The sequence below is a fragment of the Pseudomonas sp. 43NM1 genome (assembly GCF_002836905.1).
Taxonomy (GTDB): domain Bacteria; phylum Pseudomonadota; class Gammaproteobacteria; order Pseudomonadales; family Pseudomonadaceae; genus Aquipseudomonas; species Aquipseudomonas prosekii.
Map to the genome: position 1 here is coordinate 34819 of NZ_MKGS01000069.1, position 26648 is coordinate 61466.

Consider the following 26648-nt stretch of genomic DNA (forward strand, 5'->3'; position numbering starts at 1 on the left):
CCTACAGATATCAGCGGTGGCTGCAATTATTGCTCGAGTTTTTGCGGGGTGTCCTGGCCCATGCAACGCACGGCTTTTTTCTGGGCGTTGATCAAGACGCCGGTCAGGCCTTTCTGTTCGGTGTCGAACAGCACCAGCACGCCATCGACGCATTGCGCGACTTGCGGCGCCGGTTGCAGGGAGATTTTGTAGTCTTCGCCCGGCACGGTTTTGAGCATGGTGAATTCGCTGAGCAGCAAGGCATCTTCGGGTTTGGCGAAGTGCAGGTAGCCGTAGTACCACAGCACGCCGACGGTGCCGATGATGGTGCCGATACCGGTGAGGATTATCGGGATCAGATTGCGTTCTTCACTCATTGCGGACTCTCTGGTGGTTCATCTTTGGAATTCAGGGGCACCGGGTAATTGGGGATTTCGCCCAGCCGGCGCAGCCCGTTGAAATGCTGCGGGTCTTCGAGGTAACGCAGCATCACCTGGCGCCAGGTCGGGTCGGCGAAGGTCTGCACATGACCGCCACGGGTCAGTTGCAGCACGCGCGGTGGCGGCGCAGCTTGATACAGACGAATGCCGTTGGAAAGGGGCACGAGCGCGTCGTCGATGCTGTGGAAGATCAGTTTCGGCACGCCGTTGAGCTGCGCCATCGAGTTGATTGCGCTGTCGCCGTCCGGCACCAGCCACGACAGCGGCACCTGCAATGGCCAGGTCGGCCACGAGGTGGTCAGGGCAAATCGGCCGACATCGCGATAGCTCGCGGGCGCGCCGTCGAGGATCAACGCCTTGAGTTGGGGCTGGCGCTGCGGGTGCTGGACCAGGTAATGCACGGCCATCGCACCGCCGAGACTCTGGCCGAGAACGATCAGCGGTTTGCCTTTGACTTCGGGTGCCTGGTCGAGCCAATTGAACGCGGCGTCGATGTCCTGATAGATCGCCGGCAGGCTCGGTTTACCTTCCGACAGCCCATATCCGCGGTAGTCCACCAGCAACACTTGGTAACCCTCTTTCGGCAACCACCAACTGCCGCCGAGGTGATACGAGAGGTTGCCGCCATTGCCGTGCAAGTGCAGCACCGTGCCTTTGACCTCGACACCTTTTGCCGCCGGCAGCCACCAGCCGTGCAGCTTGAGGCCGTCGGCGGTGGTCAGGGTGACGTCGCGAAATTCGATCTTGGCCCGGTCAGGAGTAAACGGCTGGCCCGGTTCCGGGTAGAACAGCAGTGAGCTGCAGCCGGTCAGGGTCAGCGTCAGGAGAAGGCAGGCAATGCCGAGGATTCTCATCCTTTGAAACCTCGCAGAAATAGGATTCGAAATACGCCGCCAATCTGTAGGAGCAAGGCTTGCCCGCGATGAATGCGCCTCGGTCTACTTGAAGACCGCGTTATCGTTCATCGCGGGCAAGCCTTGCTCCTACAGGAGGAAGCGTCATTACAAAATATTGGAATAATCCGCTTCGATCCGGTCCAGGCTCAGGTGGTTGAGGAAGTTGGAGAAGCACATCCACGCCGACAGCGCGTTCATGTCGCGGAACTGTTCCGGCAAATACTTCGGCGCCACCACCAGGCCTTCGTCGACCAACTGACGCAAAGTGCGCATGTCTTCCAGCGTGGTCTTGCCGCAGAACAGCAGCGGCACTTGCTCCAGTTTGCCTTTACGCACGGCCAACTGAATGTAGTTGTAAACCATGATAAAGCCCTTGAGGTAGGACAAGTCTTTGGTAAACGGCAGGCCATTGGGCACCGAACCGCGGAACACCCGACTGGCGTTGCCGTAGCTTTCGCCCATTTCGAAACCTTGCTCGCGGAAGAATTCGAAAACCTGCAGGAAGTCGGCGCCCTCCTCGACCATGTGAATCGCGCGGGTGCGGTTGGTCAGTTTGCGCAAACGGCTCGGGTACGAGGCAAACGTGATGATCTCCATCAAAATCGCCAGGCCTTCCTGCGTCACGGTGGACGATGGCGGACCTTTCGACAGGAAGGTGCAGATCGGCTGATTCAGGCCGTTGAGCGTGGTGCCGACGTGCACCAGACCTTCATGGACTTCGAGCGCGCGCACGTCGCGGTCGTTGAACATCGCGTCGGCGCGGATCTTGATGTAGTCGGCGCCCGCCGCTGCGTCAGCGACGATGCCGTCGGATTCGAACACGCGAATGGTTTCCTCGGCCTCGCCAAACACCTTGTTCAGCCGGTGTTGCAACAGGCTGACGGCGTCCTTGGCGGTGAGGGTTTTCGGCTCGTCCTTGAGGTCGCCACGGCCATCGATGTTGTTCAGGTAATCCGAAAGCATCAGGCCCAGATCGGCCAAAGTCGGGTCGCCGGCGTGAAACGCATCGGACGCGGCGCCGTACAGTTCCTGCGAAATCAGGCCGAAATCCTCGGTGCCGCGCGCTTCGAGCATGCGCACGACCATGCGGTATTCCTTGCACATGCGCCGCATGATCTGGCCGACCGGGTTGAACTGGCCGAGCTGGCGAGTGATGTCGCGCTCGATGTTCTGGAATTCCAGTTTGACCTTGCTGGAGTCGAAGGCCAGTGGGCGATTGAGGTAATAGTCGCGGTCAACGGCGGGCATTTCCTTGCCTTTGGCCTTGAGGAAACCCTTGCGGATGCTGTCGTCCCACTTGACGGCATCGAGGACGCGAATCGGCGTCTGCGCCAGCACTATTCGATCGGACAAAATGCGTATCGTCTGCTGGTAATCGTCCACCCGAAACTCCTGTAGTAAAACCGTTACGTGCTGGGGTTATTTGCTGTTTTTGGCCAGGCGCTGATAGCGCACCGCTTCGATAAACACATCGGAGTTGGCCGGGTCGTCGAGGTACGCGAAGACCTTGCGCAGGTCGCTGTCGATCAGCACGCCTTCGCCGTCGTCGGTCTGCAAGCCTTCGCCACTGAGGGCCTTTTGCGCCATGGCCTGCTTGATCTGTTCGAGGTCGAGGTTGTAGACCACCAGTTCGTGCTTTTCGTTGAGCTCGAACCCGGCAATGGTGAAATGCCCGCCGAACTGCGCCGGCACCGGCGCTGACAGGTACCAGCGACTGCCGTGGCGCGCCACGGTAAAGGGAAAAGCCTCGCGCTCGCGCGGTTTGGCTTTGAAATAACTGACGGCCTGGTAGCGGTTATCGCCGAGGCGGGTCAGTTCGAGGTTCATCGGCTCGCCCCAGGCATTGGTGCTGGTCCATTTGCCGAGCAGGCCTTTGGGCACAGGTTCGCTCGCGGGCAGCGGCTCCTTGAAGGTCACCAGACAGCCACTGAGCAGCAGGAACGACAAGGCGATCACAACGACGCGCCAGGCTTTCATTCGACAACTCCCTATGAACAAACGCAGACCTCATGCGGCCACCGCCCCCCCTGTAGGAGCGAGGCTTGCCCGCGAAGGCGTTGTGTCAGACAACCTATGTGCTGACTGTTAATCGGCCTTCGCGGGCAAGCCTCGCTCCTACAGGGGATACGGGGTTATACCGACGCCAATACCAGGTGCATGTACCGCGTCAGGATGCCGAGCATTTCGGCCTCGGCCGCAGGCTCGGCGTCGTTGAGCAGGCCCTGATATTCCATCCGGCCGATAATCGCCGTCAACACTTTGGCATCCTGTTGTGGCTCGCGCGAACCCAGCACCTCGAATAACTGGCAAGTGCCCTGCAACAGAATCTGCTGATGAGAACGCACCAACACCGCCAGGCGCGGGTTGAGCAACGCCTCTTGGCGGAACGCTTGCTCGGCCATCAAATGCTCGCGACGATTGATCAACTGGCGATGCACGTAATCGGCCATCAGCCGCGCAATGTCGTCGGCCAACTGCGAGCGCGACTCCGGCGTACCGTCGCCGCTGACCACCATCTCGCGCAGCAGCCCTTCGTTGCTGACCCACAATTTGCCCATGTAAGCCGCGCTGCGTTCCACGTATTGGGCGAAGGTATCGGTGAGCAAGTCATCGATATCCTTGAAATAGTAAGTGGTGGCCGACAGCGGCACGCCGGCCTCCGCCGCCACTGCACGGTGACGCACGGCCCGCACGCCGTCGCGCACGACAATGCGCATGGCCGCATCGAGAATATCCTGTCGCCGCTGCTCGCTGCCCTGTCGGCTGGCCTTGCGGCCCTGGTACTGAACACTTTCAGCGACCGCAGTGGCGATACCCGCTGCACCTTCTTGAGCGATTGCACGATTCACGACAGGTAATCCTCTTACGTCAAAAGTAACCAATTGATACGTTTGTACCAGACAGGCAATAAAAAGCCGCCTGTTTTAGGCGGCTTTTTAACTGAAACGTTTACGCTTGCGGCCGCATGTGCGGGAACAGGATCACGTCTCGAATCGACGGTGAGTTGGTCAACAACATCACCAGACGGTCGATGCCGATGCCCTCGCCCGCCGTCGGCGGCATGCCGTACTCGAGCGCGCGCACGAAGTCGGCGTCGTAGTGCATGGCTTCGTCGTCACCGGCGTCCTTGTCGGCGACCTGCGCCATGAAGCGCTCGGCCTGGTCTTCCGCGTCGTTCAACTCGGAGTAGGCGTTGGCGATTTCGCGGCCACCGATGAACAGTTCGAAACGGTCGGTGACGTTCGGGTTGTCATCGTTGCGACGGGCCAGCGGCGACACTTCGAACGGATATTGCGTGATGAAGTGCGGCTGTTCCAGTTTGTGCTCGACCAGCTCTTCGAAAATCATCACCTGCAACTTGCCCAGACCTTCGAAGCCAAGCACTTTGGCGCCGGCCTTCTTGGCGATCGCGCGAGCCTTGTCGATATCGGTCAGGTCGTCAGCGGTCAGCTCAGGGTTGTACTTGAGGATCGAGTCGAACACCGACAAACGCACGAACGGTTCGCCGAAGTGGAACACTTTGTCGCCGTAAGGCACGTCGGTGCTGCCCAGAACCAGTTGCGCCAGTTCGCGGAACAGTTCTTCGGTCAGGTCCATGTTGTCTTCGTAATCGGCGTACGCCTGGTAGAACTCCAACATGGTGAATTCAGGGTTGTGCCGAGTCGAAACACCTTCGTTACGGAAGTTGCGGTTGATCTCGAAAACTTTCTCGAAACCGCCAACCACCAGACGCTTGAGGTACAGCTCCGGCGCGATGCGCAGGAACATTTCCAGGTCCAGCGCGTTGTGGTGCGTTTCGAACGGCTTGGCCGCCGCACCACCGGGGATGGTTTGCAGCATCGGCGTTTCGACTTCGAGGAAGTCGCGCTGCATCAGGAAGCTGCGGATGTGCGCAATCACTTGCGAACGTACGCGGAAGGTCTGACGCACGTCTTCGTTGACGATCAGGTCAACGTAACGCTGGCGGTAGCGCTGTTCGGTGTCGGTGAGGCCGTGATGCTTGTCCGGCAGCGGGCGCAACGACTTGGTCAGCAGGCGCACTTCGGTCATTTCAACGTACAGGTCGCCTTTGCCGGAACGGGCCAGGGTGCCGACGGCTGCAATGATGTCGCCCATGTCCCAGGTTTTCACCGCGGCCAGGGTTTCTTCGGACAGGGTTTTGCGGTTGACGTAGACCTGGATGCGCCCGGTCATGTCCTGAATCACCATGAACGAGCCACGGTTAAGCATGATGCGACCGGCAACCTTGACCGGGATTGCAGCCTCGGCGAGCTCTTCCTTGGTCTTGTCCGCGTATTTCTTCTGCAAATCCTGGCAGTAGTTTTCGCGGCGGAAGTCGTTCGGGAAGGCATTGCCCTTGGCGCGCTCGGCAGCCAGCTTTTCCTTGCGCAGGGCGATCAGGGAGTTTTCTTCCTGTTGCAGGGCTTGCGGGTCGAGTTCTTGGTCGCTCATGTCTTTAGATATTCCATCAGGTTCGTTGCCCCCGGCCGTGAGCCGGGGTTCGCGGGCAAGCCTCGCTCCTACAGGGCCGTATCGGCCCTGTAGCGCGGGCCTTAAAGCCCTTGTTTCAGGCTTGCTACCAGGTATTCGTCGATATCGCCGTCGAGCACCTTGTCGCAGTCACTGCGTTCGATGTTAGTGCGCAGATCCTTGATCCGCGACGCATCGAGCACGTAAGAGCGAATCTGGTGACCCCAGCCGATGTCGGACTTGGTGTCTTCCAGGGCCTGCGAAGCGGCGTTGCGTTTCTGCACTTCCTGCTCGTACAAGCGCGCCCGCAACATTTTCATCGCGGTGTCTTTGTTGGCGTGCTGGGAGCGTTCGTTCTGGCAGCTGACCACGGTGTTGGACGGTACGTGAGTAATACGTACGGCCGAGTCAGTGGTGTTTACGTGCTGACCACCGGCACCCGAGGAGCGATAGGTGTCGATGCGCAGGTCCGACGGGTTGATGTCGATTTCGATGTTGTCATCGATTTCCGGCGACACGAACACGGCCGAGAACGAGGTGTGGCGACGGTTGCCCGAGTCGTACGGGCTCTTGCGCACCAGACGGTGCACGCCGATCTCGGTGCGCAGCCAGCCAAAGGCATATTCGCCCTTGATGTGGACCGTGGCGCCCTTGATCCCGGCAACTTCACCGGCCGACAGCTCCATGATGGTCGCGTCGAAACCGCGTTTGTCAGCCCAGCGCAAGTACATGCGCAGCAGGATGTTGGCCCAGTCCTGAGCCTCGGTGCCGCCGGAGCCGGCCTGGATGTCCAGGTAGGCGTTGTTGGCGTCCATCTCACCGCTGAACATGCGCCGGAATTCGAGTTTTTCCAGGGATTCGCGCAGACGCTCGACCTCGGTCGCCACGTCATCGACGGCGCCCTGGTCTTCTTCTTCGGCGGACATCAGCAGCAGTTCTTTGGCATCGGCGAGGCCGGTGTGCATTTCGTCGAGGGTGTCGACGATCTGAGCCAGCAGCGAGCGCTCGCGGCCCAGTTCCTGTGCGTACGACGGGTTGTTCCAGACTGCCGGATCTTCAAGCTCGCGATTGACTTCAGTCAGACGCTCATGCTTTTGATCGTAGTCAAAGATACCCCCGAATAGTTTCGGAGCGCTCGGACAGGTCCTTGATACTGTTAAGGATCGGGTTGATTTCCATGGCGGGCAGCACTCGTTGGCGAACTTTTGAAAGCCGGCGAGTATAACGTAATCGAGCTGTGACGGCAGCCCGCCTGGCGGACTGAATGCGCTTCGATACCGTTTTGGCCACCTCAAATGCGGGAAACTTCCCCAGGAAAATCCCTAACTACTAAAACGACTCTTCCTACACCAGAAACAGAAATGCCCTGCATAAACCCCGCACTCACTCATCCACAGTCCCGCCCATCTAAATCAGCACTAGGGATGTGTGATGTTCGGGCCTGCCAACCAAGCCTCTTTCCTCCTGGACATCGAGGGGTCAGCCCACGATCTGCGAGTCCTCGAGTTCACCGGCAAGGAAGCCATCAGCCAACCTTTCCGCTTTGATCTGAAACTGGTCAGCGAACGTCCCGATCTGGACCTGGAAAGCCTTCTGCATCGAACCGCCTATCTCAGTTTTGACGGCCACGGCGCCGGCATTCATGGCCAGGTTTACAGCGTCGGCCAGGGCGATGCAGGCAAGCGCCTGACCCAATACCAACTCAGCCTGATGCCCAGCCTTGCCTGGCTGGGCCACCGTTTCGACCAGAAAATATTCCAGAAACTGAGCGTGCCGCAGATCATCGCTCAGGTCCTGGAAAGCCACGGCATCCTCGGCGATCGCTACCGCTTTGCCCTCGGCACCGATTACCGGCCGAGGGACTATTGCGTCCAGTACGGCGAGAGCTGCCTGAATTTTCTGCAGCGGCTGTGCGAAGAAGAAGGCTTGCATTACCACTTTGAGCACAGCCGCGAGGGGCACCTGCTGGTCTTCGGCGATGATCAAACGGTATTCCCCAGACTCCACCAACCCACCGCCTACCTGCAGGACAGCGCGATGGTCGCGGATGATCCGGTGATCAATGCCTTCACTCTCGCCCTGCAAACCCGCTCCACGGGTGTGACCCGCCGCGACTACGACTTCGAGAAACCTTTACTGCAATTGGAGAGTGGCGCGAAAGATCCTTCGCCGCTGCGGCTCGAAGACTACGGCTTCCCCGGCCATTTCACTGATCGCGAACAGGGCAAGCACTGCACCCGGCGAGCACTGGAGCGGCACCGCAGCGATTATCGGCAAGCGACCGGACGCAGCGATCAGTCAATGTTGCTCAGCGGCCACTTCCTGCCCTTGACCAACCATCCGCGCCAGGAATGGAACGACCTGTGGTTGCTGACAGAAGTCATCCACATCGGGAAACAGCCGAGCGTGCTTGAAGAATCGATCACCAGCGCCCCGACCGACGAATTTTCCCAAGGCTACCGCAACACCTTTCTTGCGACGCCGTGGGACACCCCTTTCAGGCCCGCGCTCGCTCATCCCAAAACCACCATCGACGGCTATCAACACGCCGTGGTCTGCGGCCCTCCCGGCGAAGAAATCCACTGCGACGAATGGGGCCGCGTGCGTGTTCAGTTTCCCTGGGACCGTGACGGCGATCACAACGAACACTCCAGTTGCTGGGTGCGAGTCGCCAGCGGCTGGGCTCACGACCGATATGGCAGCGTGCTGATTCCCCGCGTCGGCATGGAAGTGATCGTCGGGTTCTATGAGGGCGACCTGGATAAACCCTTGATCGTCGCTTGCCTGCCGAATGGCGCCAATCGTCCCCCGCTCGACCTGCCTGCCGAGAAAACTCGCAGCACTTTCAAAACCCAAAGCAGCCCTGGCGGAGCGGGTTTCAATGAACTGCGCATCGAGGATCGCAAAGGGGCGGAGGAAATATCCGTCCGCGCCCAGCGCGACTACGTGCAGCACGTGTTGAACGACGAACGGGTTCAAATCGACAACCAGCGCAGCATTGTGGTCGGTGGCAACGCCCGTCATGAACTTCACGCAGAAGAACAGCGCATCACCCACGGCAACCGCTTGACCGAAGTCCGCCAGGACGACCACCTGACCGTGCATGGCGACCGCCACATTCGCGCCACCAGCCACCGGTTGAGCGCTCGACAGCAGATCCACGTCAGCGTCGGCCAACACGTCGTCATCGATGGCGGCGTCAGCGTCACGCTCCAGGCCGCTGGCGCGTGGCTCACGATTAATTCGGCAGGGATTTTCAGCAGCGTGCCAGTTGAGCCAGGCGGTGCGCCGATGCCGCCGATGGCCGCCACGCCCGTGGCGCTCGACGCAAGCACGCCGGTACTCACCGAAACGGTTTCAACCGCCCTATTCAAACAACTGCTCGGCGACGAGGCCTTGATTGAACTCTGCCAGATGCCCAGCGGCGGCACGCCGATGGACTGCCCGCTGAGCGACTGCCAATGCCGCAAAGCCCTAGGCTATGGAGCTCGCTCATGAACACATGGATTTTGCTGGAGCGCCCCGCCGCGCAACTCGAAATGCTCTATCGGCTGGCGACACATCCCGACACTCAGAAGCTGTTCGCCGGTACTTCACTCGCCGGTTTTGCCGAGCAGAGCCCGCTGCTGGTCCGGCTGGACAACCAACCGACGCTCACTCAGGCAATCGAGCAAACCCCGGCGCAATGGCCCGGCCTGCTGATCGAAAGCGCCTGCGACACGCCGTCGCTACTCGCGCACTTGCGCCAGATGCTGTTCGTCAACTTCGACCAGCAACGCAAAGGTGTGCTGCGTTACAGCAACCCGACCGTCGCCAGCTATTTTTTTGCCGCGTGCACCGTGCAAGACCTCAGCCTGTGGCTCGGGCCGATCGGCCGTCTGCGCTGGTTCGGCGCGACGTGGGCCACTCAAGCGACAGGCGAAGCTGGCTGGCAGTGGTTGGACAATCCCCACGCGAACGACTGGCGCATTGAATGGACCCACCGGGCGATGGTGCTGAGCGTCGCTCAGGAAGACGCTTTGACGCGCCAGCGCAACGAACAGTTTCTTTATTACTGGTGGCAGCAACATCCCCGGCACTCCTTTAGGCAGGCCAGCCATTGGCTGGAGCAAGCGCTGGCTCAGGGCATCGACGACAGTGAAGACATCAGCGCTTTCCTGAACGCCCACTGCACGCAGGTCCAGTCATGACGCGCCTCGGCAAGTTGACCGCAGGCCCCGGCTGCGAACGCGACAAGCTGATTGTCCAGGTCATCGGCACCGGGCACTCGAAAAACCAGCGACTGCTGATGGTCGATCAATCGGGCGTCGAACCGCTCTTGGCCCTGACCGATGAGGCCGCGTGCGAAACCGAGCGTTTGACCAGCGTGCACAGCGAGCTGTTTGTGTGGGATTGGTCGGCACAGCTCAAGCACCAGTTGTGGCTGGAAATTGCTACCACCCACGGCCCGCCCATTCGCCTGCCGTTGCTGGAGGACGTGCGTGTCACCCCGCGCCAACTGGAAGCGCAGTGGAATCAGATCGTGCCGATCCTGCCCTTCGCCGCGCTGCCCGGGACTCGCAGCAAGTACGACCTCGGCACGCCGGTGCTGTGCCGCAGCGGTTATGTCTATGTGTTTTACCGTGATCGCTTGTGGCGTGAGCTCGAGGTGCGGCAGGACGACGAACTCACGACCTATCGCGATATCGATCTGCAGGCCTATCGACAGGATCAGCAACTCAGCAACGACTACCGACAGGCCAGCGGCGTCGATCTCAGCGACATCTGGCTGCCCGCGACCTGGAATCATCAACCTGTCGAAGCCGTGCAACTGTGTTTCAGCGAAATCCAGCTGAGCGCTGCGCGCCTGAAACGTCTGGAGGACGATCCGGAGTTGCGCGCTCAGCGGTGTCAAAGCCCGGCGTTGCAGTGCGAGAGTCAGACCTTCGAGCGGCTTTTCGAGCAGCAGCCCGATGGGCAGACAATGCTGGAAGCTTTCAGTGCGTTCAATGCGTGGGATGCGCAAGCGTCCGATACCGCGACGAAGGCCAGCATCACGTGGCGCAACCTCGCCGCACGGGCCTTTCCCCTCAGCCTGATCGCCGCGCAACGGGCACGCCAAAGTGGTTTCGAATACGTGCTGGAACATCCGGGCCGTTACGTGTGCGACCTCTCGGGCGAGTTCGCGGCGCAGCGCAAAACTGAAGCCAAGGCCTGTCTTGATCAGTGGGAGCAAGGCACCACACCTGCGTTACCTGCAACGTTTGAAAGCAGCGCCTGGGCTGATTGCCTCGCCGCGTTGCTGGATCAATTGCGTGAAAAAGCCCCATCCGCCGATGAAGCGGATCTCTGGCAAGCCCAACCCACCGTCGTCGACGTGCTTGCAGCGGCCCGCGAGCGAGGCGTCTGCGGCGTACTGCTTGAAGACCCACGCCACCGCGTGCGGCATCTGGTTTCGCAGATTCAGCAGCAACAGCAATTGCTCGCGCGGTATGCCGAGCGTGCCAGCCTGTACCCGCACCACGCCAGTGCGGTGATGGTTCAGCAACTGATCGTGCCAGCGACGATCGGCGGGCAGAAAAACCCGCTGCACGGCTGTTTCGACAAAGTGCAAGAGGCCGGCCGCCGTGACATCAACCGCTTCACCGCCACCGCTGAACGCGCCTTGCTCTGGCAACAACTGAACATGGCGCAGGCGCTGCTTGCCGAGTGTCTGCAACAACCGGTCACCCAGCAAACCCTGGCCGATCATTTGAGCCTTGAGGGTTTTGATTACCTGGCGGCGTTGTTTGCCGTCAGCCAGGTTTTCGCCAGCCTCGCCACCGTGCCGGCGCAGCTTGATCCGCTGGCCCGCAATGGTGATGTCACCCATGCGCTGACCGGCTTAAGCCTTTACAGCCCACAGGCCAGTGTCGGCCAGACGTTGCTCAACGACATCGCCCACGACTCGGCGCACCCGCTGCACGGGATGCTTTGGCCGGCTGTCGATGACGTCGCGCTGGATGCGCCCTACGTGCGGCCCACCGAGAAAACCGTCAATGAAGGTGATGGTCGGTTACGCGCTGAACACCTCGCCGAATTCGAAACCGATCCGGGACCTTATTACCCGCAGGTCGAACACCTCGACGGGCATTTGCTGGAAGGGTTGTTGGCCAACGGCAGCCTGAACAGCACGCTGACCGGGCAATCGAAAGCGGCGGCAAGTACGTTGATCAGCATTTACGAAAATCTCGCCGGCTCTTTGGAAACCGCCAGCAGTGCAGTGATGGCCCAAGTTGCACCTGCCCCGGCCAGCGCCTACCTGCATGGACTTAGTGTCGGGTTGTTGCGCAGTTTGATGCCCAATACCTTTGGTGAAATGCACTTCATCAATCGCCGGGATGCAGATCCGCAACGCTATCACCTGTTCGGATTGTCCGACGTGCCGACCGGGGAGCAGCGGCCACGGCGGTTAATGGGGGAATATCTGGATGCGCAGGGGCGGCCGTTAACGGTGGGGAATACCGCTGATGCTTTCGAGACGCCGAGCGCTTCACGTGTGGGCAATTACAAATTGCTGGCGATGCCAGTGGCTCATCCGACGGTGCGCAGCCTTAGTGAGCTGAATCGGCGGATTAATGCGGTGCATAAAGCGGATTTTGAAGCTCGCGGGGCGGATAACGCGAAGGTTAAAGGTGCGTTGCAGCGCGGTGTGGATGGGCATGCGGATTTGGCTAACAGCCGGGTGCATCGCGTGTTGGGCTCGTTGCCGTTTGCGGCTGGGGTTTTGATGTTGGAGGTTTGGAATGTTAGGACGGAATGGGCGGGGCAATCACAAGTTTTACGAGAGAAGGGATTACTCCGCGTCAGCATTGGCGCATTCGGAGCAGTTTTGGATCTAGCTATTGCTTTGGAAATGTTGACAGTAAAAATTGCTGGTACCGAATCGGTTTTAGCGGCGGGTCGAAAAGTTATTTTTACTATTTCAGATGAGGCCGCGAGAACCCTGAGCACTCTAGCACTCGAGTATTTAGTAAAAGAATTTACCGTTCGGCTGTTTGCGCAAATAACCAGTGGTTTGGTTCTTACAGTTATTTGCCTTTCAGACGCTTGGTATGCATGGAAATGGGGCGATGACGCCAGTTGGGGATATCTGATGATGGCCGTGGGTGGAGCATTCAGCGCTCTCAGCAGCCTGATTATCGGCACGGGTACCTTCCTCGGTCTTGGTCCCGCAGGCTGGGTAGCGCTGATATTGATCTTAATCGGCGCTGGCCTCGTTTGGTGGCTAACTGACAAACCCATCGAAGAATGGCTGGTCAATGGCCCTTTCGGCACGCAAGTTCACTCAAACAATTTACATCTGCTCGACCCACAGAGTGGCTTTTACTACCTGATTAGTTTGTTTGCCGACATTCGCATCAATGTGGGGCGCAACCCCGAATTTGTCCCAAATGCTAAACATGACATTCACGCAAAGACACCTATTCAAGTTATTTCGTCCAACACCTGCATTCGTATTGAAAGTAACTTACCGGGCCTAATTTCCAAACTGGGCACATTCAACATCAATGCTCACTGCCGACTCAACACATTCGAAGTCAAAGGAGGACGCATCAAAAGTGAAACAGTGATGTTTGAAAAGCTGATTAACAGCCAACTCGTCTCACCCACAGCGCAAAGACTGCTACCGCAGGGAGTGGAACTGTTCTTCGCAACCCCACCGAGCTACGCCTTTGATTTAGCGACACGCTCACCTGGCATTAAGCAACAATGGCAAGTGAGAGCGCAGTGTGTACTGGAACAAAAAAATCAACGCTGGCACTTTCCTGCGCCACCACCGAAGGATGGAACGGCATTTGATGCCCCCCACAAAAAACCGAACTTCGACAGCGTAGGCGAACTTTATTGGGCTGACGAATTTACAAACAAATCGCGGAACAGTAACTGATGGCTGACGAATCGTGGTACGCCCAGACTGCCTATGGGTCGAAGGAAGTCCCCCGACAGGAACCTCCGGCTAAACGCCAGTGGATTATGCGCTTCGCCAAGGTCAGACTGCCGTGGGGCAACACGGATAAAGTCACGGCCGCAAACCTTCTCGAAAAATTCTCGCCAAAAAAGCTTCGCCACTATGAAGAAATTAAAAAAGAGCGCGAAGAGAAAATAGCCACGAATACTTATGATCCTAGCCCATACGAACTTATTGATTTCCACATAAGGGATGACCACGAACAATTCAGATACGCAAGTCTTCCCGCGAGCTCTCACTTTTGGCTGTATATGAGAGCTTTTGGAAAATGGATTTTTTACATCTCTTTTATATTCAGCATCCCTGGACACATCTCATTAATATCGTTGGTAAATGAATCTTGGTGGGAGCTTACTAAAAATTTATTTATTGAATACTACTCCTGGCTTCTCGGCATACCACTCCTATGCTGGGCACTCGGCTCAATAGTCGTAAAACACTTCCCCAGTCTCTGGATAAAACCCTCCCGAGGCCCCATCTGGGAACTCAACCGCCGCACCGGTCTGGTCACCGTCTTCGACTACAAAAACAACGGTGAATATAAAAAGAACGGCACCATCGGTGAACTCACCGCGCCGTTCTACGAGTTTGATGCCTACATCGCCACGTCCCCGGACAGTCAGGGCATGCCGATGAATGTGCTCTACCTCGCCCATCGCTACCGCAACATCATGATCAACTTCGGCGCACTGCTCTGCCCCGGCCCCGAGGTGCAACCCGCGTGCGCGCTGTGGGATTTCATCCAGAACTACATGGACGTCAGCCGCCCCTTACCCGACCTGCCGCAATACGAGGAGTACCGCCACCTCGACCCTACCACCGCCGAATACGACCGCCGCATCGGCCGCAACCCGCGTTTCTGGATCGACATGGACGATGCAACGTTCAAGCAAGTGGTCAGGGAGATGCATCAGCGCGTCGCCAACATCGATACGTTTCAACGGCCTAATTTGATGGCGGCTTACGTGACGTATGTCGATTGAGCCAAATGAAAAGTTGCCGGGATTTGCCGCATCGTTCTACGGCAACAAGCTCAATTTCAGCAGTGAGGTGAGACTTCATTGGGCTGATGTACTTACAGATAAATCGCGGAGTAGTGACTAATGACCGATCAATCGTGGTACGCCCAGACCGCCTACGGATGGAATGAGGTACCTCAACAAGAACGCTCGACTGAACGTCCGTGGATTATGCGTTTCGCCAAGGTCAGACTGCCTTGGGGCAATGCAGAGGACATAACATCTGTAAATTTTCTCGAAAAATTCTCTCCCAAAAAACTCCGTCTCCATGAAGGATTCAAGAAAGAACGCGAAGAGCAAATAGCCACAAACACCTATGCCCCGAGTCCGTTCGAACACATTGATTTTCACATCAAGGATGACCACGAAAGCTTTAGATATGCCCTCCTTCCCGCAAGCTCCCACTTCTGGATGTATATGTCAGGAGGAGGAAAATTTATGTTTTACCTATTTTTCATTGCCGGCATACCTGCCTATTTTTTAGGCATTACAACCGGAAATGACCCTATATGGGAGTCAACCAAAACTATCTTTATCCAAGTATTCTCCTGGCTCCTCGGCCTACCTCTCCTATGCTGGACAATCGGCTCAACCGTCATAAAACACTTCCCAACCCTCTGGCTAAAACCCTCCCGAGGCCCGATCTGGGAACTCAACCGCCGCACCGGCCTGGTCACAGTCTTCGACTACAAAAACAACGGTGAATATAAAAAGAACGGCACCATCGGTGAACTCACCGCCCCTTTCTACGAGTTCGACGCCTACATCGCCACGTCCCCCGATAGTCAGGGCATGCCGATGAATGTGCTCTACCTCGCCCATCGCTACCGCAACATCATGATCAACTTCGGCGCATTGCTCTGTCCCGGTCCCGAGGTGCAACCCGCGTGCGCCCTGTGGGATTTCATCCAGAACTACATGGACGTCAGCCGCCCGCTGCCGGACCTGCCGCAATACGAGGAGTACCGCCACCTCGACCCCACCACCGCCGAATACGACCGCCGCACCGGTCGCAACCCGCGTTTCTGGATCGACATGGACGATGCAACGTTCAACCAAGTGGTCAGGGAGATGCATCAGCGCGTCGCCAACATCGATACGTTTCAACGGCCCAATTTGATGGCGGCTTATGTGACGTATGTCGATTGAGCTACAGAAGATATGCCGCGCACTGCGGCGAAACACTTTATGGGGTGTGGCTGTCGGGGGTTAGTTAGCGAACCAAGGGTGAAAGAAGCGCAGGTGCCGAGCACGAATAACCTGTGGCGAGGGAGTTTGCTCCCTTTCGGCTGCGAAGTAGTGGTAAGAGTTAATCGCAGCGTATGGCAGGTAAAACGCCGGGGCCGCTTCGCGGACCCAACGGGGGCAAGCCCCCTCGCCACAAAAGCCCCGTGCCTCAGGGCGTCTCAGTCTGGAAAAATGGGCTCAGGCCGATCCGCTACTCAATTCCCACCTGATTACGTCCATTGTTCTTCGCCAGATACAGCCCTTTATCCGCCGCCGAGATCAGTTGCCGGCAATCGCTACCCGCCTGCGGGGTGATCGTTGACAGGCCGATGCTGATGGTCAGATTCGCCCCTTCTGCCGGGAACACGTGGGGGATTTTCAACCCCGCCACAGTCTGCCGAAGTTTCTCCGCGACCAATCGCGCACCGCCCGGCGAGGTGTTTGGCAGCACCAGTGCAAACTCTTCGCCGCCGTAGCGTGCCGGCAAGTCCGAAGGTCGGGCGCTGGCGTCGCGGATCGCCGTGGCGACTTTGCGCAGGGCTTCGTCGCCCTCGAGATGGCCGAAGCTGTCGTTGTAGGATTTGAAGTAATCGACGTCGATCATCAGCAACGACAGTTGCGTCTGGTCGCGCAACGAGCGGCGCCATTCGAGTTCGAGGTATTCATCGAAATGCCGCCGGTTCGACAGCCCGGTCAGGCCATCGGAGTTCATCAAGCGCTGCAGTACCAGGTTGGTGTCGAGCAATTGCTGCTGACTGACACGCAACGCGCGGTACGCCGCATCGCGCTGCAACAACGTCATATAGGAGCGCGAGTGGTAACGAATGCGCGCGACCAGTTCGATGTTGTCCGGCAGTTTTACCAGGTAATCGTTGGCTCCGGCCGCGAATGCCGCGCTTTTGATCAGCGGGTCTTCCTTGGTCGAGAGGACGATGATCGGGATGTCCTTGGTCGCCGGATGATTGCGGTATTCACGCACCAACGACAGGCCGTCGAGGCCGGGCATCACCAGATCCTGAAGGATCACCGTTGGTTTGATGCGAATCGCCTGGGAAATGGCCTGATGCGGATCGGCGCAAAAGTGGAAATCGATATTTTCCTGATTGGCCAAACCGCGCCGAACCGCCTCGCCGATCATCGCTTGGTCGTCGACCAACAACACCATGGCGGCGTTTTCGTCGGTCTTGAAGTCGTCGAGTTGTAGGTCATTCATGTGCGGTCACCTGAATACTGCCGGGGCCAGGATTGCGGCGAAAAGTCGTCATTTCTAGAATATCTCCAGCAATCGTGGCGCTATCGTGTCCAGTGAACGGATCTCTTTCGCGGCATCGATCGCCGCCGCCGCTTTCGGCATCCCGTACACCGCACTGCTGTTCTGGTCCTGAGCGATGGTCAGGTAACCCTGTTGGCGCATGAGTTTAAGCCCCTGTGCGCCGTCGCGCCCCATGCCGGTGAGCAAAACGCCGACTGCGTCGCCATTCCAGTAACTGGCCACGCTTTCGAAAAACACATCGATCGAAGGCCGGTAAATCTCGTTGACCGGTTCGGCGGTGTAGGCCAGCGTGCCGTTCTTCAACAGACGAATATGGTGATTGGTCCCCGCCAGCAACACCGTGCCGGGCTGCGGTGGTTCGCCCTCCTGAGCCAGCCGCACATTGAGGCCGCTGGCGCTGCTCAGCCATTCGGCCATGCCGGCGGCGAACACTTGGTCGACGTGCTGCACCAGCACAATCGCGGCGGAAAAATTCTTCGGCAAACCCTTGAGTAGCACTTCGAGTGCCGCCGGCCCGCCCGCCGATGAGCCGATCGCCACCAGTTTTTGCCGCGAGCCGGAGCTGCGCAGCGGGCTTGGCGCCGCGCGCACACGGTTGCCCTTGTCGCCAATCAGCCAACTGATATTGAGGATCTTGCGCAGCAACGGCGCCGCCGCCTCCGCAGGATTGCCGGCACCGATCGCCGGCGTATCGACCACGTCCAGCGCGCCATAACCCATGGCTTCGAACACCCGGTGCACGTTCTGCTGGCGGTCCACCGTGACAATCACGATAGCGCACGGCGTGTCGGCCATGATCCGCCGTGTCGCCTCGACGCCGTCCATCACCGGCATGATCAAGTCCATCAGGATCAAGTCCGGCGTCTGTTCGGCGCAGCGTTGCACCGCTTCAGCGCCATTGCTTGCAACCCAGATCACCTGGTGCGCGGGCTCGAATGCGAGGGCGCGGCGCAGCGCTTCGACCGCCATGGGCATGTCATTGACGATAGCGATTTTCATGCCCGCGCTCCTCCAATGAGCTCAACCACAGCATCGAGCAGGGCGTCGTCATGAAAACTCGCCTTGGCTAGATAATAGTCGGCTCCGGCGTCCAGTCCACGGCGGCGGTCTTCTTCGCGGTCCTTGTAGGAAACCACCATCACCGGCAGCGATTGCAGGCGATTGTCGCGGCGCAACAGAGACACCAGTTCGATGCCATCCATGCGCGGCATATCGATGTCAGTAATCAGCAGATCGAAATCCTCCGAACGCAACGCGTTCCAGCCGTCCATGCCGTCGACCGCGACGGCCACGTCGTAACCCCGATTGAGCAGCAACTTGCGCTGCAATTCACGTACCGTCAGCGAATCGTCAACCACCAGAATGCGTTTGCGCGCTGCTTCGGCGGCCTGATTACTGTGCCGGGCAATCCGCTCCAGGCGCCCGGTATTCAGCAGTTTGTCGACCGAGCGCAGCATGTCTTCGACGTCAACAATCAACACCACCGAACCGTCGTCGAGCAAGGCCCCGGCGGAAATGTCCTGAATCTTGCCCAGCCGCTCATCCAGCGGCAACACCACCAAAGTCCGCTCGCCGACAAAACGTTCGACCGCCACGCCATAAATTGCATCGCGCTCGCGAATCACCACGACTTTGAGCGTTTGCTGGCTGGTCTGGCTCGCCGGGCGCTGCAGCAATTGACTGGCCGCGACCAAACCCACGTGGCGGCCTTCGTACCAGAAGTGCTGGCGCCCTTCGAGCTGGACGATGTCGTCCGCTTCGAGGTCGCACATGCGCTCGATGTGCGCCAGCGGAAAGGCGTAAGCCTCGTCGCCGACTTCGACCACCAGGCTGCGCACCACCGACAGGGTCAGCGGCACTTCCAAATGAAAACGACTGCCCTCGCCCGCCGTCTGCTCCAGCACCACGGCGCCGCGCAACTGGCGGACCATGTGCTGAACCGCGTCGAGGCCAACCCCACGTCCGGAGACTTCGGTGACCTTGTCGCGCAGGCTGAAACCCGGCAGAAACAGGAACGTCAGCAACTCTTCTTCGCTCAACTGCGCAGCAGTTTCCGCCGGCGACAACTGCCGCTCGATGATGCTGCGGCGGACCTTTTCGAGGTCGACGCCGTTGCCGTCATCGCTGAGTTCAAGCACCAGCAAACCGGCCTGATGTGAGGCGCGCAAGCGGATCAGACCTTCCGCCGGTTTACCCGCGAGCAGGCGTTGTTCCGGGGTTTCGATGCCGTGGTCGACGGCGTTGCGCAGCAGATGAGTCAGCGGCGCTTCGAGTTTTTCCAGGACGTCGCGATCAACCTGGGTTTTCTCGCCTTCGATCTCCAGCCGCACCTGTTTGCCCAAGTCGCGCCCGAGGTCGCGGACCATGCGCACTTGCCCGCTCAGCACATCGGCGAACGGGCGCATGCGGCAGGCCAGTGCGGTGTCGTACAACACCTGCGCGCGTTGGCTGGCGTGCCAGGCGAATTCATCCAGTTCGGCGTTTTTTTCCACCAGCAACTGCTGGGATTCCGCCAACAACCGCCGCGCGTCATCCAGCGCTTCCTGAGCTTCTAGGCTCAGGTGCAAATCCTTGAGGTGAACGTTGAGGTTTTCCAGCGCGCGCAGGCCATTGCTCTGCGTGCGTTTGAGCCGCTGCATGGTCGCCAGATGCGGTTTCAGCCGCAGGGTTTCCACCAGCGATTTGCTCGACAGATCCAGCAAGCTGTTCAGCCGCTCGGCGGTGACGCGCAACACCCGCTCACCGTTTTCCGTGGTGCGGCGGTTGACCCGGGGCGGCTCGCTCGCTACGGCCGGCGCCACCAGCGGTTGCTCGAGCACCGGCACCGGCACTTCGACCGCTGGCGCCTGCAATTGCAGCTCGTCCATGAACGGCGCAATCGGCGTGCTGATCGGCGGCGCCAGTGCCAGCGGATCGAGCAAGCGCCCCATGAGCGCCACATAAGCCTCGATGTCCAGCGCCGACGGCGCGTGGGTTGGCGTGGCGATGCGCATCAACAGGTCAGTGCCTTGCAACAACGCGTCGATGTGTTCGGGACGCAGATACAGCCGCGATTCCTGCGCGCTGACCAGGCAATCCTCCATCACATGCGCGACGCTGACCCCGGCGTCCACCCCGACAATCCGCGCCGCGCCCTTGAGCGAATGCGCCGCGCGCATGCACGATTCGAGGTGATCGGCCTGGGTCGGGTCGCGCTCCAGCGCCAGCAGTCCGGCGCTGAGCACTTGGGTCTGAGCCTCGGCTTCGAGGCTGAACAACTCCAGCAAAGAGGCGTCGCGCATTTGCTCGGGGGTCATGTGAGGCTCCGGGTCACGGCGGACAACAACTGTTCTTCATCCAGCCAGCGCAAGCTGCGACCTTTGAATTGCAACACGCCACGGGTGTACTTGGCGCTGGCCTGCGCGCCCGATTGCGAGGCGGCGTCGAGGATGCGTTCGTCGATCGCGTGAATCCCGTCGACTTCGTCCACCGGCACCACCACCGGGCCACCGCGCGCGGCGATGATCAACATGCGCGGCATCACCCGCGCGCCGGACGCGACATTGTTGCTGGTGTCGAGGCCAAGCAATTCCACCAGCGACAGGCACGCGACCAACGCGCCGCGTACATTCGCCACGCCGAGCAACGCCCGCGAGCGCTGGTGCGGCAGCGAATGAATGGTTTGCAGCGGCGCGACTTCCACCAGGCTGCGCGTCGCCAGCCCCAGCCATTCTTCGCCGAGACGGAACATCAGCAGCGACCGGGTTTTGATCTCGGTTTCGAGCGCCGTCGCCACTTGCTCGTGGTGTTCCTGCTGCAACGCGTAACGGTCGAGCAACCGCGTGGCCGCCGCCGAATACACCGAGCAATTGCGGCAGTGAATGTGCTCGACCAGCAGCGGGCAGGACTTGTCGCCGTGGATGCCGATGCGGTTCCAGCAGTCGTCGATGGCCTGGGCATCTTCGTGGGTGAGGTTCAAGGTGTCCGCGCCGTTCATCGTTTACGCTCACTGTCAGCCGCGCGTTCGCTGCGCGCGGCGCGTTCCTGCAATCGTCGCGCGCCCGCCGTATCGCCCTGGGATTGCAGCAACGCCGCGAGGTGCATCAACGCGTCAGGATGTTGCGGTTCGAGGTACAACGCCTTGCGATAAAAGCCCTGTGCTTCGAGCGCACGCCCGGCCACGTCGCTGAGCAATCCCAGCCAATAAAACACCTGCGCGACCGGTTCGTGGCTGCGCAGATACAGTTCACACGCCGCCCGCGCCTCGGTGCTTTTGCCTTCGTTGGCCAGCGCGGCAATGCTCGCCAGCAATGCCGCAGCGTCGGAGTTAGCCGTTGTCGAGGTGTTCGCCAACGGCGCAACCGCCGCGAACGGACGACTGCGTACTGGCGGCGGTGGCGTCACGCGGCGCACCGGCTGCGGCGTTGGCAAGGGCGTTGGCAGCGGCGTTGACGTTGGCGCAAAAGCGCTCGGCAGCGGTTCGGGCTCGGCCAGACTTTGCCGACTGAACGCAAATGACTGCGCAATACCGATCGAACGCATGCCCAATCGCCCGAGCAAACTGCCTTCAGCCGGGCCGATAAACAGCACGCCATCGACATGGGTCAGGCGCTTGAGCACTTCGAATACTTGCTGCTGGGTCGGCTGATCGAAATAGATCAGCAGGTTGCGACAGAACACGAAGTCATAGGGCGGCTCGTTCGCCAGCAAGGTCGGGTCGAGCAGATTCGCCACTTGCAAACGCACTTGTTCCAGCACCCGTTCGCTGAGCTTGTAGCCGTCGTCTTCGGCGCTGAAATGCCGCTCGCGAAACGCGATGTCCTGCCCACGAAAGGAGTTTTTGCCGTACACCGCGCGCTTGGCTTTTTCCACCGAAAGCGGGCTGACGTCCATGCCTTCGACCTTGAACTGGTGCGGTTTGAGCCCGGCGTCGAGCAACGCCATGGCAATCGAATAAGGCTCTTCGCCGGTCGAACACGGCAGGCTGAGAATGCGCAAGGCGCGCATGTGGTTGATCTCGGTCAGGCGTTTGCTCGCCAGTTTCGCCAGCGTGGCAAAGGATTCCGGGTAACGGAAAAACCAGGTTTCCGGGACGATCACCGCTTCGATCAACGCCTGCTGCTCATCCCGCGAGCCCTGCAAAGTCTGCCAATACTCATCGGCACTCAGCGCTTTTGAGGCTGTGGTGCGCTGGCGGACCGCGCGTTCGATGATCGCCGCGCCGACCGACGCAACGTCGAGGCCGATGCGATCCTTGAGGAAATCGAAAAAGCGCTGATCGCTGCTCATGGCTGATCCTCAAGCAACGTCAGGTCCAGCGGCGATGGCGGAAACAATAGCGCGCGCACATCGTCGTCGAGCAGGTCGGCGACCCGCACCCATTGCAGCAATCCGAGCGCGTCTTTGCGCACCGGGCCGAGGTACGGCGCCTGGCGATTGTCGAGGCCATAGGGCTGAAATTCCGCCGCGTCGCAGCGCAAGGTGTCGTTGGCTTGCTCGAGGATCAACCCGAGCAATTGCGCGGGCGTGGCGGCGTCGGGGCGATAGTGCACCAGCACCAGCCGCGTACTGGTGCGCGCCTGCGCCGGTTGGCCAAACGTCAGTGCACTCAAGTCGATCACCGGCACCACGGCGCCGCGATAGGCGAACACACCCGCGACCCACTGCGGCGCCCGCGCAATCGGTTTCAGCGGCAGGCGCGGCAACACTTCCGCGACTTCAATGGCTTGCAGTGCGTAACGCTCGTCACCGATGCGAAACACCAGAAACAGCGCTTGCCGCGCCGCCGTCACGGCGTGGCGTTTGGCCGTGAGTTCGTTCATCAGACTTTGAATCGCGAGACGCCACTGCGCAGCCCGACGGCCACCTGGCTCAGTTCGTCGATGGCAAAACTGGCCTGACGCAACGACTCGACGGTCTGGCTGCTGGCATCGCCCAATTGCACCAGCGCGTGGTTGATTTGCTCGGCGCCGGTGGCCTGCGCCTGCATGCCTTCGTTGACCATCAACACCCGCGGCGCCAACGCCTGCACCTGATGGATGATCTGCGACAGCTGCTCGCCGACTTGCTGCACTTCGGACATGCCGCGCCGCACTTCTTCGGAGAATTTGTCCATGCCCATGACCCCGGCCGACACCGCCGACTGAATCTCACGGACCATCTGTTCGATATCGTAAGTGGCCACGGCGGTCTGGTCCGCCAAACGCCGGACTTCGGTGGCGACCACGGCAAATCCGCGGCCATATTCGCCAGCCTTTTCGGCCTCGATGGCGGCGTTCAGCGACAACAGATTGGTCTGGTCGGCAACCTTGACGATGGTCACCACGACTTGGTTGATGTTGCCGGCCTTCTCGTTGAGGATCGCCAGTTTGGCGTTGACCAGATCCGCTGCGCCCATCACCGAGTGCATGGTTTCTTCCATGCGCGCCAGCCCTTGCTGCCCGGAGCCGGCGGCCACCGAGGCCTGATCAGCGGCGGTGGAGACTTCGGTCATGGTCCGCACCAGGTCACGCGAGGTCGCGGCAATTTCCCGCGAGGTCGCGCCGATTTCGGTGGTGGTGGCGGCGGTTTCGGTGGCGGTGGCTTGTTGTTGCTTGGACGTCGCGGCGATTTCGGTCACCGACGTGGTGACTTGCACCGACGAGCGCTGAGCCTGCGACACCAGCGAGGTGAGCTCGGCCATCATGTCGTTGAAGCCGGTTTCGACGGCGCCGAACTCGTCTTTGCGCTCCAGATTGAGGCGACCGCTGAGGTCGCCGGTGCGCATGATTTCGAGGATCTGCACGATGCGGTTCATCGGCGCCATGATCGCGCGCATCAACAGCAAACCGCAGAAACCGGCGGCCAGCACCGCGACCAGCAGCGAGACGCCCATGCTGACTTTGGCCGCGATCACGGCGTTGTCGATGGCGATGATGTCCTGATCGGCGACGGCTTTGTTTTCACGGAGGATGTCGTTGAGCTTCACGCGGCCGGCGGTCCAGGTCGGCGTGAGTTTTTCGTTGAACAACTTGATCGATTCGACTTCCAGGTTGCGCTGATGCAAGTCGAGCACGGCGGCCAGCAGCGTTTTGTATTCTTCGTGAATCTTTTCGAAAGTGGCGAATTCGACTTTGTCTTCTTCGGTGGTGACGGTGGTGCGGTAGTTGTCGATCTGCGCCTGCAAGCGCAGTTCGAACGTCTTGAATTCGGCGGCATCCTCGGTGCTGAAGCCCTGCCCTTCCCTGAGGCCGAGCATTTCCTGAACCCGCAGGTAACTGTCGGACCAGGCGCCCCGGATCATCGAGCTGTAATAGACGCCGGGCAGCGCGTCTTCACGGACGCTGGCTTCGCTTTCTTCGATTTTCAACAGCCGCGAATAGGAGACGACGACCATCAGCAACATGATGGCGATAATCACCGCAAAGCTCGCCAAGATCCGTTGGCGCAACGTCCAGTTCTTCACAGTAAGTCCTCGGGGCCATTTTCAAATGCTGCGGAGTATAGCTGAGGGTGTCTCATTTATAAGACGGATAGTCATTGCCTTCCGAGCCAAGTGATACGGTCGCGCGAGCTCCGGGATGGGACTTTCAAGCGAACGCAGCATCAAGGCCAGCGGCAGATCTGCATAAAGGGATGATGGATACGTCATGAAGCATCTTGGTGGATAGCGTCGGCCGCTGTGAACGCTTGCCAAGGCTCGCCAGCGCCCTGACGAACCTCGAGTGGCTCACCTAATTACGAAAGTTACATAAAAATCCGGAAAAACAGCAAAAACACTCTAATGAACTGTCAGAAATGACAGTTGAGGCCACGCTGAGCGATTTGTAGTCTTTGGTGCTCAACCAATCCAAGGTGGGACCGAACCATGGCCGTTCTTGATTACGAAGACCTTTCACACGACGAAAAGACAGCGCAGACAACTACTGGAGAGCTCTCAGCCTTCAAAGATGGAACAATGATTTTTCAGACAAACACTGTGCATTATTTTCGAATGTCGGACGCCGCATTTCTCATCGGAGATAAAGACAATCAACATGTGGCGCTATCCTTCCCTGCCAAACTTCAGAATGGCGGGCCGTACATCGTGAATTACAAAAAGGATGTCGTCACCTTGCCGAGCTATCTGCGCTGGGCCGTTCAAGTGGGTGGACAGCACCACTTCGTCGAAGACGGCGAATTGAGCGTCACACTCAATAACTACAAACAAGCGCTGGGCACCTATAGAGTCACATTGGAAAATGATGGCGGCACCGTCATCGGCTCTTTCAACATGACAAACGATTAACTTTCTGCAGATAACGAAACCCCATCAATTTGATGCTGGTGGAGTTTTGTACGTTGCCGGTGATGACCTGGCAGGAAGGGACCGTGAAGAAGCCAGTGGGGAATGCTACAGGACTTGCCCGCGGAGATTATTGATCGTTCCTACGCTCTGCGTGGGAATGCAGCCGGGGACGCTCTGCGTCCCAAGTGGACGCGGAGCGTCCAATGAGGCATTCCCACGCGGAGCATGGGAACGATCAGTTCAGCGGTGTCAGGGAGCATTGATTACATCGCAGCCTGCCGCACCTGCTTCTCCAACTCCACCTTCAACCCCGGCTCAAGCTTCAATTGCCGCGCGAGTTCGTCGAGGTAGGATTTCTCCATGAAGTTCTCTTCGTCCACCAGCATCACGCTGGCGATGTACATTTCGGCGGCGATTTCCGGGGTGCTGGCGGCGCGGGCGACGTCGGTCGGGTCCAGCGGTTTGTTCAGCTCGGCGTGCAGCCAGTGCTGCAGTTCCTGATCGTTATCGAGCTTGGTGAATTCGCCCTCGATCAACGCACGTTCGCGCTCATCGACATGGCCATCAGCCTTGGCCGCCGCGACCAGCGCTTTGAGAATCGCCTGGCTGTGTTGCTCGACCTGCGCGGGCGGCACCCGGTCGACGGTTTGCGGTTCGACCTTCGCTGCAGTGCCCTGCTGCGCCTGCCAGTTGCCGTACGCCTTGTAGGCAATCACGCCCAACGCCGCGAGGCCGCCGTAGAGCGCGACTTTGCCGCCGGCATTACGGACCTTTTTGTTGCCCATCAACAGCCCCATCGCGCCCGCTGCCAAAGCGCCGCCGCCCGCGCCCGAGAGCAAACCGCCGAGGCCGCCCGAGCCACTACTGCCGCCGAGCAAACCGCCCAGCGCGCCGCCGACAGAACCGCCAACCGAGCCGCCAGAAGACTTCTGCGAGTGACCGCCAGCCTTTTTCTGCAACAAGTCCTGACCGGATTTGAGTAGCTGATCGAGCAATCCACGGGTGTTCATTTGCTGCCTCCACGAATTCGGGGTAACCGGAACAATAAGGCAACCAGCCTAGAGCGAAAGTGCCCAACGCCCAGCGGCGAGAGTGCTTCCAGATGTTGC

Annotated in this window: 21 protein-coding genes; 6 read left to right on the forward strand and 15 right to left on the reverse strand. The window is 59.4% G+C overall.

What is annotated here, in order from left to right:
• Nucleotides 1-26: 26 nt before the first annotated feature.
• The 7 genes from BI292_RS08015 to prfB all read right to left on the reverse strand — a co-directional run bounded on the left by BI292_RS08015 (nt 27) and on the right by prfB (nt 6964).
• A complete protein-coding gene (locus BI292_RS08015) occupies nt 27-356 on the reverse strand; it encodes a hypothetical protein (protein WP_092272708.1) in 330 nt (109 codons plus the stop codon).
• Nucleotides 353-1273, reverse strand: a complete 921-nt coding sequence (locus BI292_RS08020; RefSeq protein WP_101207549.1) for an alpha/beta hydrolase — start codon at nt 1271-1273, stop codon at nt 353-355. Before BI292_RS08020 ends, BI292_RS08015 begins: the two co-directional genes overlap by 4 nt.
• A gap of 147 nt (nt 1274-1420) precedes the next feature.
• Nucleotides 1421-2698: a flavohemoglobin expression-modulating QEGLA motif protein gene (locus tag BI292_RS08025; protein WP_092272714.1), complete on the reverse strand. Its 1278-nt coding sequence runs from the start codon at nt 2696-2698 to the stop codon at nt 1421-1423.
• Between the two features lie 36 nt (nt 2699-2734).
• A complete protein-coding gene (locus BI292_RS08030) occupies nt 2735-3292 on the reverse strand; it encodes a hypothetical protein (protein ID WP_092272717.1) in 558 nt (185 codons plus the stop codon).
• A 155-nt stretch (nt 3293-3447) separates the two neighbouring features.
• Nucleotides 3448-4164, reverse strand: coding sequence for a TetR/AcrR family transcriptional regulator (locus tag BI292_RS08035; protein ID WP_092272720.1), 717 nt, complete (start codon nt 4162-4164; stop codon nt 3448-3450).
• Nucleotides 4165-4264: 100 nt separating this feature from the next.
• A complete protein-coding gene (lysS, locus tag BI292_RS08040) occupies nt 4265-5767 on the reverse strand; it encodes a lysine--tRNA ligase (protein WP_092272723.1) in 1503 nt (500 codons plus the stop codon).
• Nucleotides 5768-5868: 101 nt separating this feature from the next.
• Nucleotides 5869-6964 (reverse strand): peptide chain release factor 2 gene (gene prfB, locus BI292_RS08045; RefSeq protein WP_101207550.1). Its coding sequence is split into 2 segments (ribosomal slippage): nt 5869-6891 and nt 6893-6964, totalling 1095 coding nucleotides; the frame shifts between segments, so codons are not numbered across the junction.
• Between the two features lie 252 nt (nt 6965-7216).
• Between prfB and tssI the strand changes: the two genes are divergently transcribed.
• From tssI to BI292_RS08070, 5 genes are all read left to right on the forward strand, one after another.
• Entirely contained in the window at nt 7217-9283 is a 2067-nt protein-coding gene (gene tssI / locus BI292_RS08050; protein WP_101207551.1) for a type VI secretion system tip protein TssI/VgrG, read from the forward strand.
• Nucleotides 9280-9975: a DUF4123 domain-containing protein gene (locus BI292_RS08055; protein ID WP_157831228.1), complete on the forward strand. Its 696-nt coding sequence runs from the start codon at nt 9280-9282 to the stop codon at nt 9973-9975. The genes tssI and BI292_RS08055 overlap by 4 nt, the downstream gene beginning before the upstream one ends.
• A complete protein-coding gene (locus BI292_RS08060; protein WP_101207553.1) occupies nt 9972-13694 on the forward strand; it encodes a toxin VasX in 3723 nt (1240 codons plus the stop codon). The genes BI292_RS08055 and BI292_RS08060 overlap by 4 nt, the downstream gene beginning before the upstream one ends.
• Nucleotides 13694-14758: a hypothetical protein gene (locus tag BI292_RS08065; protein WP_256592635.1), complete on the forward strand. Its 1065-nt coding sequence runs from the start codon at nt 13694-13696 to the stop codon at nt 14756-14758. Before BI292_RS08060 ends, BI292_RS08065 begins: the two co-directional genes overlap by 1 nt.
• Nucleotides 14759-14878: 120 nt before the next feature.
• A complete protein-coding gene (locus BI292_RS08070; RefSeq protein ID WP_256592636.1) occupies nt 14879-15943 on the forward strand; it encodes a hypothetical protein in 1065 nt (354 codons plus the stop codon).
• 289 nt (nt 15944-16232) lie between these two features.
• Here the strand turns inward: BI292_RS08070 and BI292_RS08075 are convergent, their stop codons facing one another.
• From BI292_RS08075 to BI292_RS08105, 7 genes are read right to left on the reverse strand one after another with little or no spacing between them, the layout of a single operon-like run.
• Nucleotides 16233-17234 (reverse strand): PleD family two-component system response regulator, encoded by a 1002-nt coding sequence (locus BI292_RS08075; RefSeq protein ID WP_092272735.1) that lies wholly within the window; start codon nt 17232-17234, stop codon nt 16233-16235.
• Between the two features lie 54 nt (nt 17235-17288).
• The gene (locus BI292_RS08080) at nt 17289-18293 is read right to left on the reverse strand and encodes a chemotaxis response regulator protein-glutamate methylesterase (RefSeq protein ID WP_101207554.1); all 1005 of its coding nucleotides are present in this window, start codon (nt 18291-18293) and stop codon (nt 17289-17291) included.
• Nucleotides 18290-20590 carry a hybrid sensor histidine kinase/response regulator gene (locus BI292_RS08085; protein WP_101207555.1) on the reverse strand — a complete coding sequence of 767 codons (2301 nt, stop codon included), beginning with the start codon at nt 20588-20590 and terminating at the stop codon, nt 18290-18292. The genes BI292_RS08080 and BI292_RS08085 overlap by 4 nt, the downstream gene beginning before the upstream one ends.
• Nucleotides 20587-21270, reverse strand: a complete 684-nt coding sequence (locus tag BI292_RS08090; protein WP_092272744.1) for a chemotaxis protein CheW — start codon at nt 21268-21270, stop codon at nt 20587-20589. The genes BI292_RS08085 and BI292_RS08090 overlap by 4 nt, the downstream gene beginning before the upstream one ends.
• Nucleotides 21267-22562 (reverse strand): protein-glutamate O-methyltransferase CheR, encoded by a 1296-nt coding sequence (locus tag BI292_RS08095; protein ID WP_101207556.1) that lies wholly within the window; start codon nt 22560-22562, stop codon nt 21267-21269. Before BI292_RS08095 ends, BI292_RS08090 begins: the two co-directional genes overlap by 4 nt.
• A complete protein-coding gene (locus BI292_RS08100) occupies nt 22559-23095 on the reverse strand; it encodes a chemotaxis protein CheW (RefSeq protein ID WP_101207557.1) in 537 nt (178 codons plus the stop codon). Before BI292_RS08100 ends, BI292_RS08095 begins: the two co-directional genes overlap by 4 nt.
• Nucleotides 23095-24717 carry a methyl-accepting chemotaxis protein gene (locus BI292_RS08105; RefSeq protein WP_101207558.1) on the reverse strand — a complete coding sequence of 541 codons (1623 nt, stop codon included), beginning with the start codon at nt 24715-24717 and terminating at the stop codon, nt 23095-23097. The genes BI292_RS08100 and BI292_RS08105 overlap by 1 nt, the downstream gene beginning before the upstream one ends.
• 402 nt (nt 24718-25119) lie before the next feature.
• On the opposite strand from BI292_RS08105, the gene BI292_RS08110 reads away from it, so the two are divergent.
• Nucleotides 25120-25539: a hypothetical protein gene (locus BI292_RS08110; protein ID WP_101207559.1), complete on the forward strand. Its 420-nt coding sequence runs from the start codon at nt 25120-25122 to the stop codon at nt 25537-25539.
• Between the two features lie 263 nt (nt 25540-25802).
• Here BI292_RS08110 and BI292_RS08115 read toward each other — a convergent pair whose 3' ends face one another.
• Nucleotides 25803-26549, reverse strand: a complete 747-nt coding sequence (locus BI292_RS08115) for a tellurite resistance TerB family protein (protein ID WP_101207560.1) — start codon at nt 26547-26549, stop codon at nt 25803-25805.
• Nucleotides 26550-26648 lie beyond the last annotated feature (99 nt).

Coding starts and splice junctions, on each gene's coding strand:
- BI292_RS08015 (WP_092272708.1), bottom strand. CDS start 356: ATGAGTGAAGAACGCAATCTGATCCCGATAATCCTCACCGGTATCGGC.
- BI292_RS08020 (WP_101207549.1), bottom strand. CDS start 1,273: ATGAGAATCCTCGGCATTGCCTGCCTTCTCCTGACGCTGACCCTGACC.
- BI292_RS08030 (WP_092272717.1), bottom strand. CDS start 3,292: ATGAAAGCCTGGCGCGTCGTTGTGATCGCCTTGTCGTTCCTGCTGCTC.
- lysS (WP_092272723.1), bottom strand. CDS start 5,767: ATGAGCGACCAAGAACTCGACCCGCAAGCCCTGCAACAGGAAGAAAAC.
- tssI (WP_101207551.1), top strand. CDS start 7,217: ATGTTCGGGCCTGCCAACCAAGCCTCTTTCCTCCTGGACATCGAGGGG.
- BI292_RS08055 (WP_157831228.1), top strand. CDS start 9,280: ATGAACACATGGATTTTGCTGGAGCGCCCCGCCGCGCAACTCGAAATG.
- BI292_RS08060 (WP_101207553.1), top strand. CDS start 9,972: ATGACGCGCCTCGGCAAGTTGACCGCAGGCCCCGGCTGCGAACGCGAC.
- BI292_RS08065 (WP_256592635.1), top strand. CDS start 13,694: ATGGCTGACGAATCGTGGTACGCCCAGACTGCCTATGGGTCGAAGGAA.
- BI292_RS08070 (WP_256592636.1), top strand. CDS start 14,879: ATGACCGATCAATCGTGGTACGCCCAGACCGCCTACGGATGGAATGAG.
- BI292_RS08075 (WP_092272735.1), bottom strand. CDS start 17,234: ATGAATGACCTACAACTCGACGACTTCAAGACCGACGAAAACGCCGCC.
- BI292_RS08080 (WP_101207554.1), bottom strand. CDS start 18,293: ATGAAAATCGCTATCGTCAATGACATGCCCATGGCGGTCGAAGCGCTG.
- BI292_RS08085 (WP_101207555.1), bottom strand. CDS start 20,590: ATGACCCCCGAGCAAATGCGCGACGCCTCTTTGCTGGAGTTGTTCAGC.
- BI292_RS08090 (WP_092272744.1), bottom strand. CDS start 21,270: ATGAACGGCGCGGACACCTTGAACCTCACCCACGAAGATGCCCAGGCC.
- BI292_RS08095 (WP_101207556.1), bottom strand. CDS start 22,562: ATGAGCAGCGATCAGCGCTTTTTCGATTTCCTCAAGGATCGCATCGGC.
- BI292_RS08100 (WP_101207557.1), bottom strand. CDS start 23,095: ATGAACGAACTCACGGCCAAACGCCACGCCGTGACGGCGGCGCGGCAA.
- BI292_RS08110 (WP_101207559.1), top strand. CDS start 25,120: ATGGCCGTTCTTGATTACGAAGACCTTTCACACGACGAAAAGACAGCG.
- BI292_RS08115 (WP_101207560.1), bottom strand. CDS start 26,549: ATGAACACCCGTGGATTGCTCGATCAGCTACTCAAATCCGGTCAGGAC.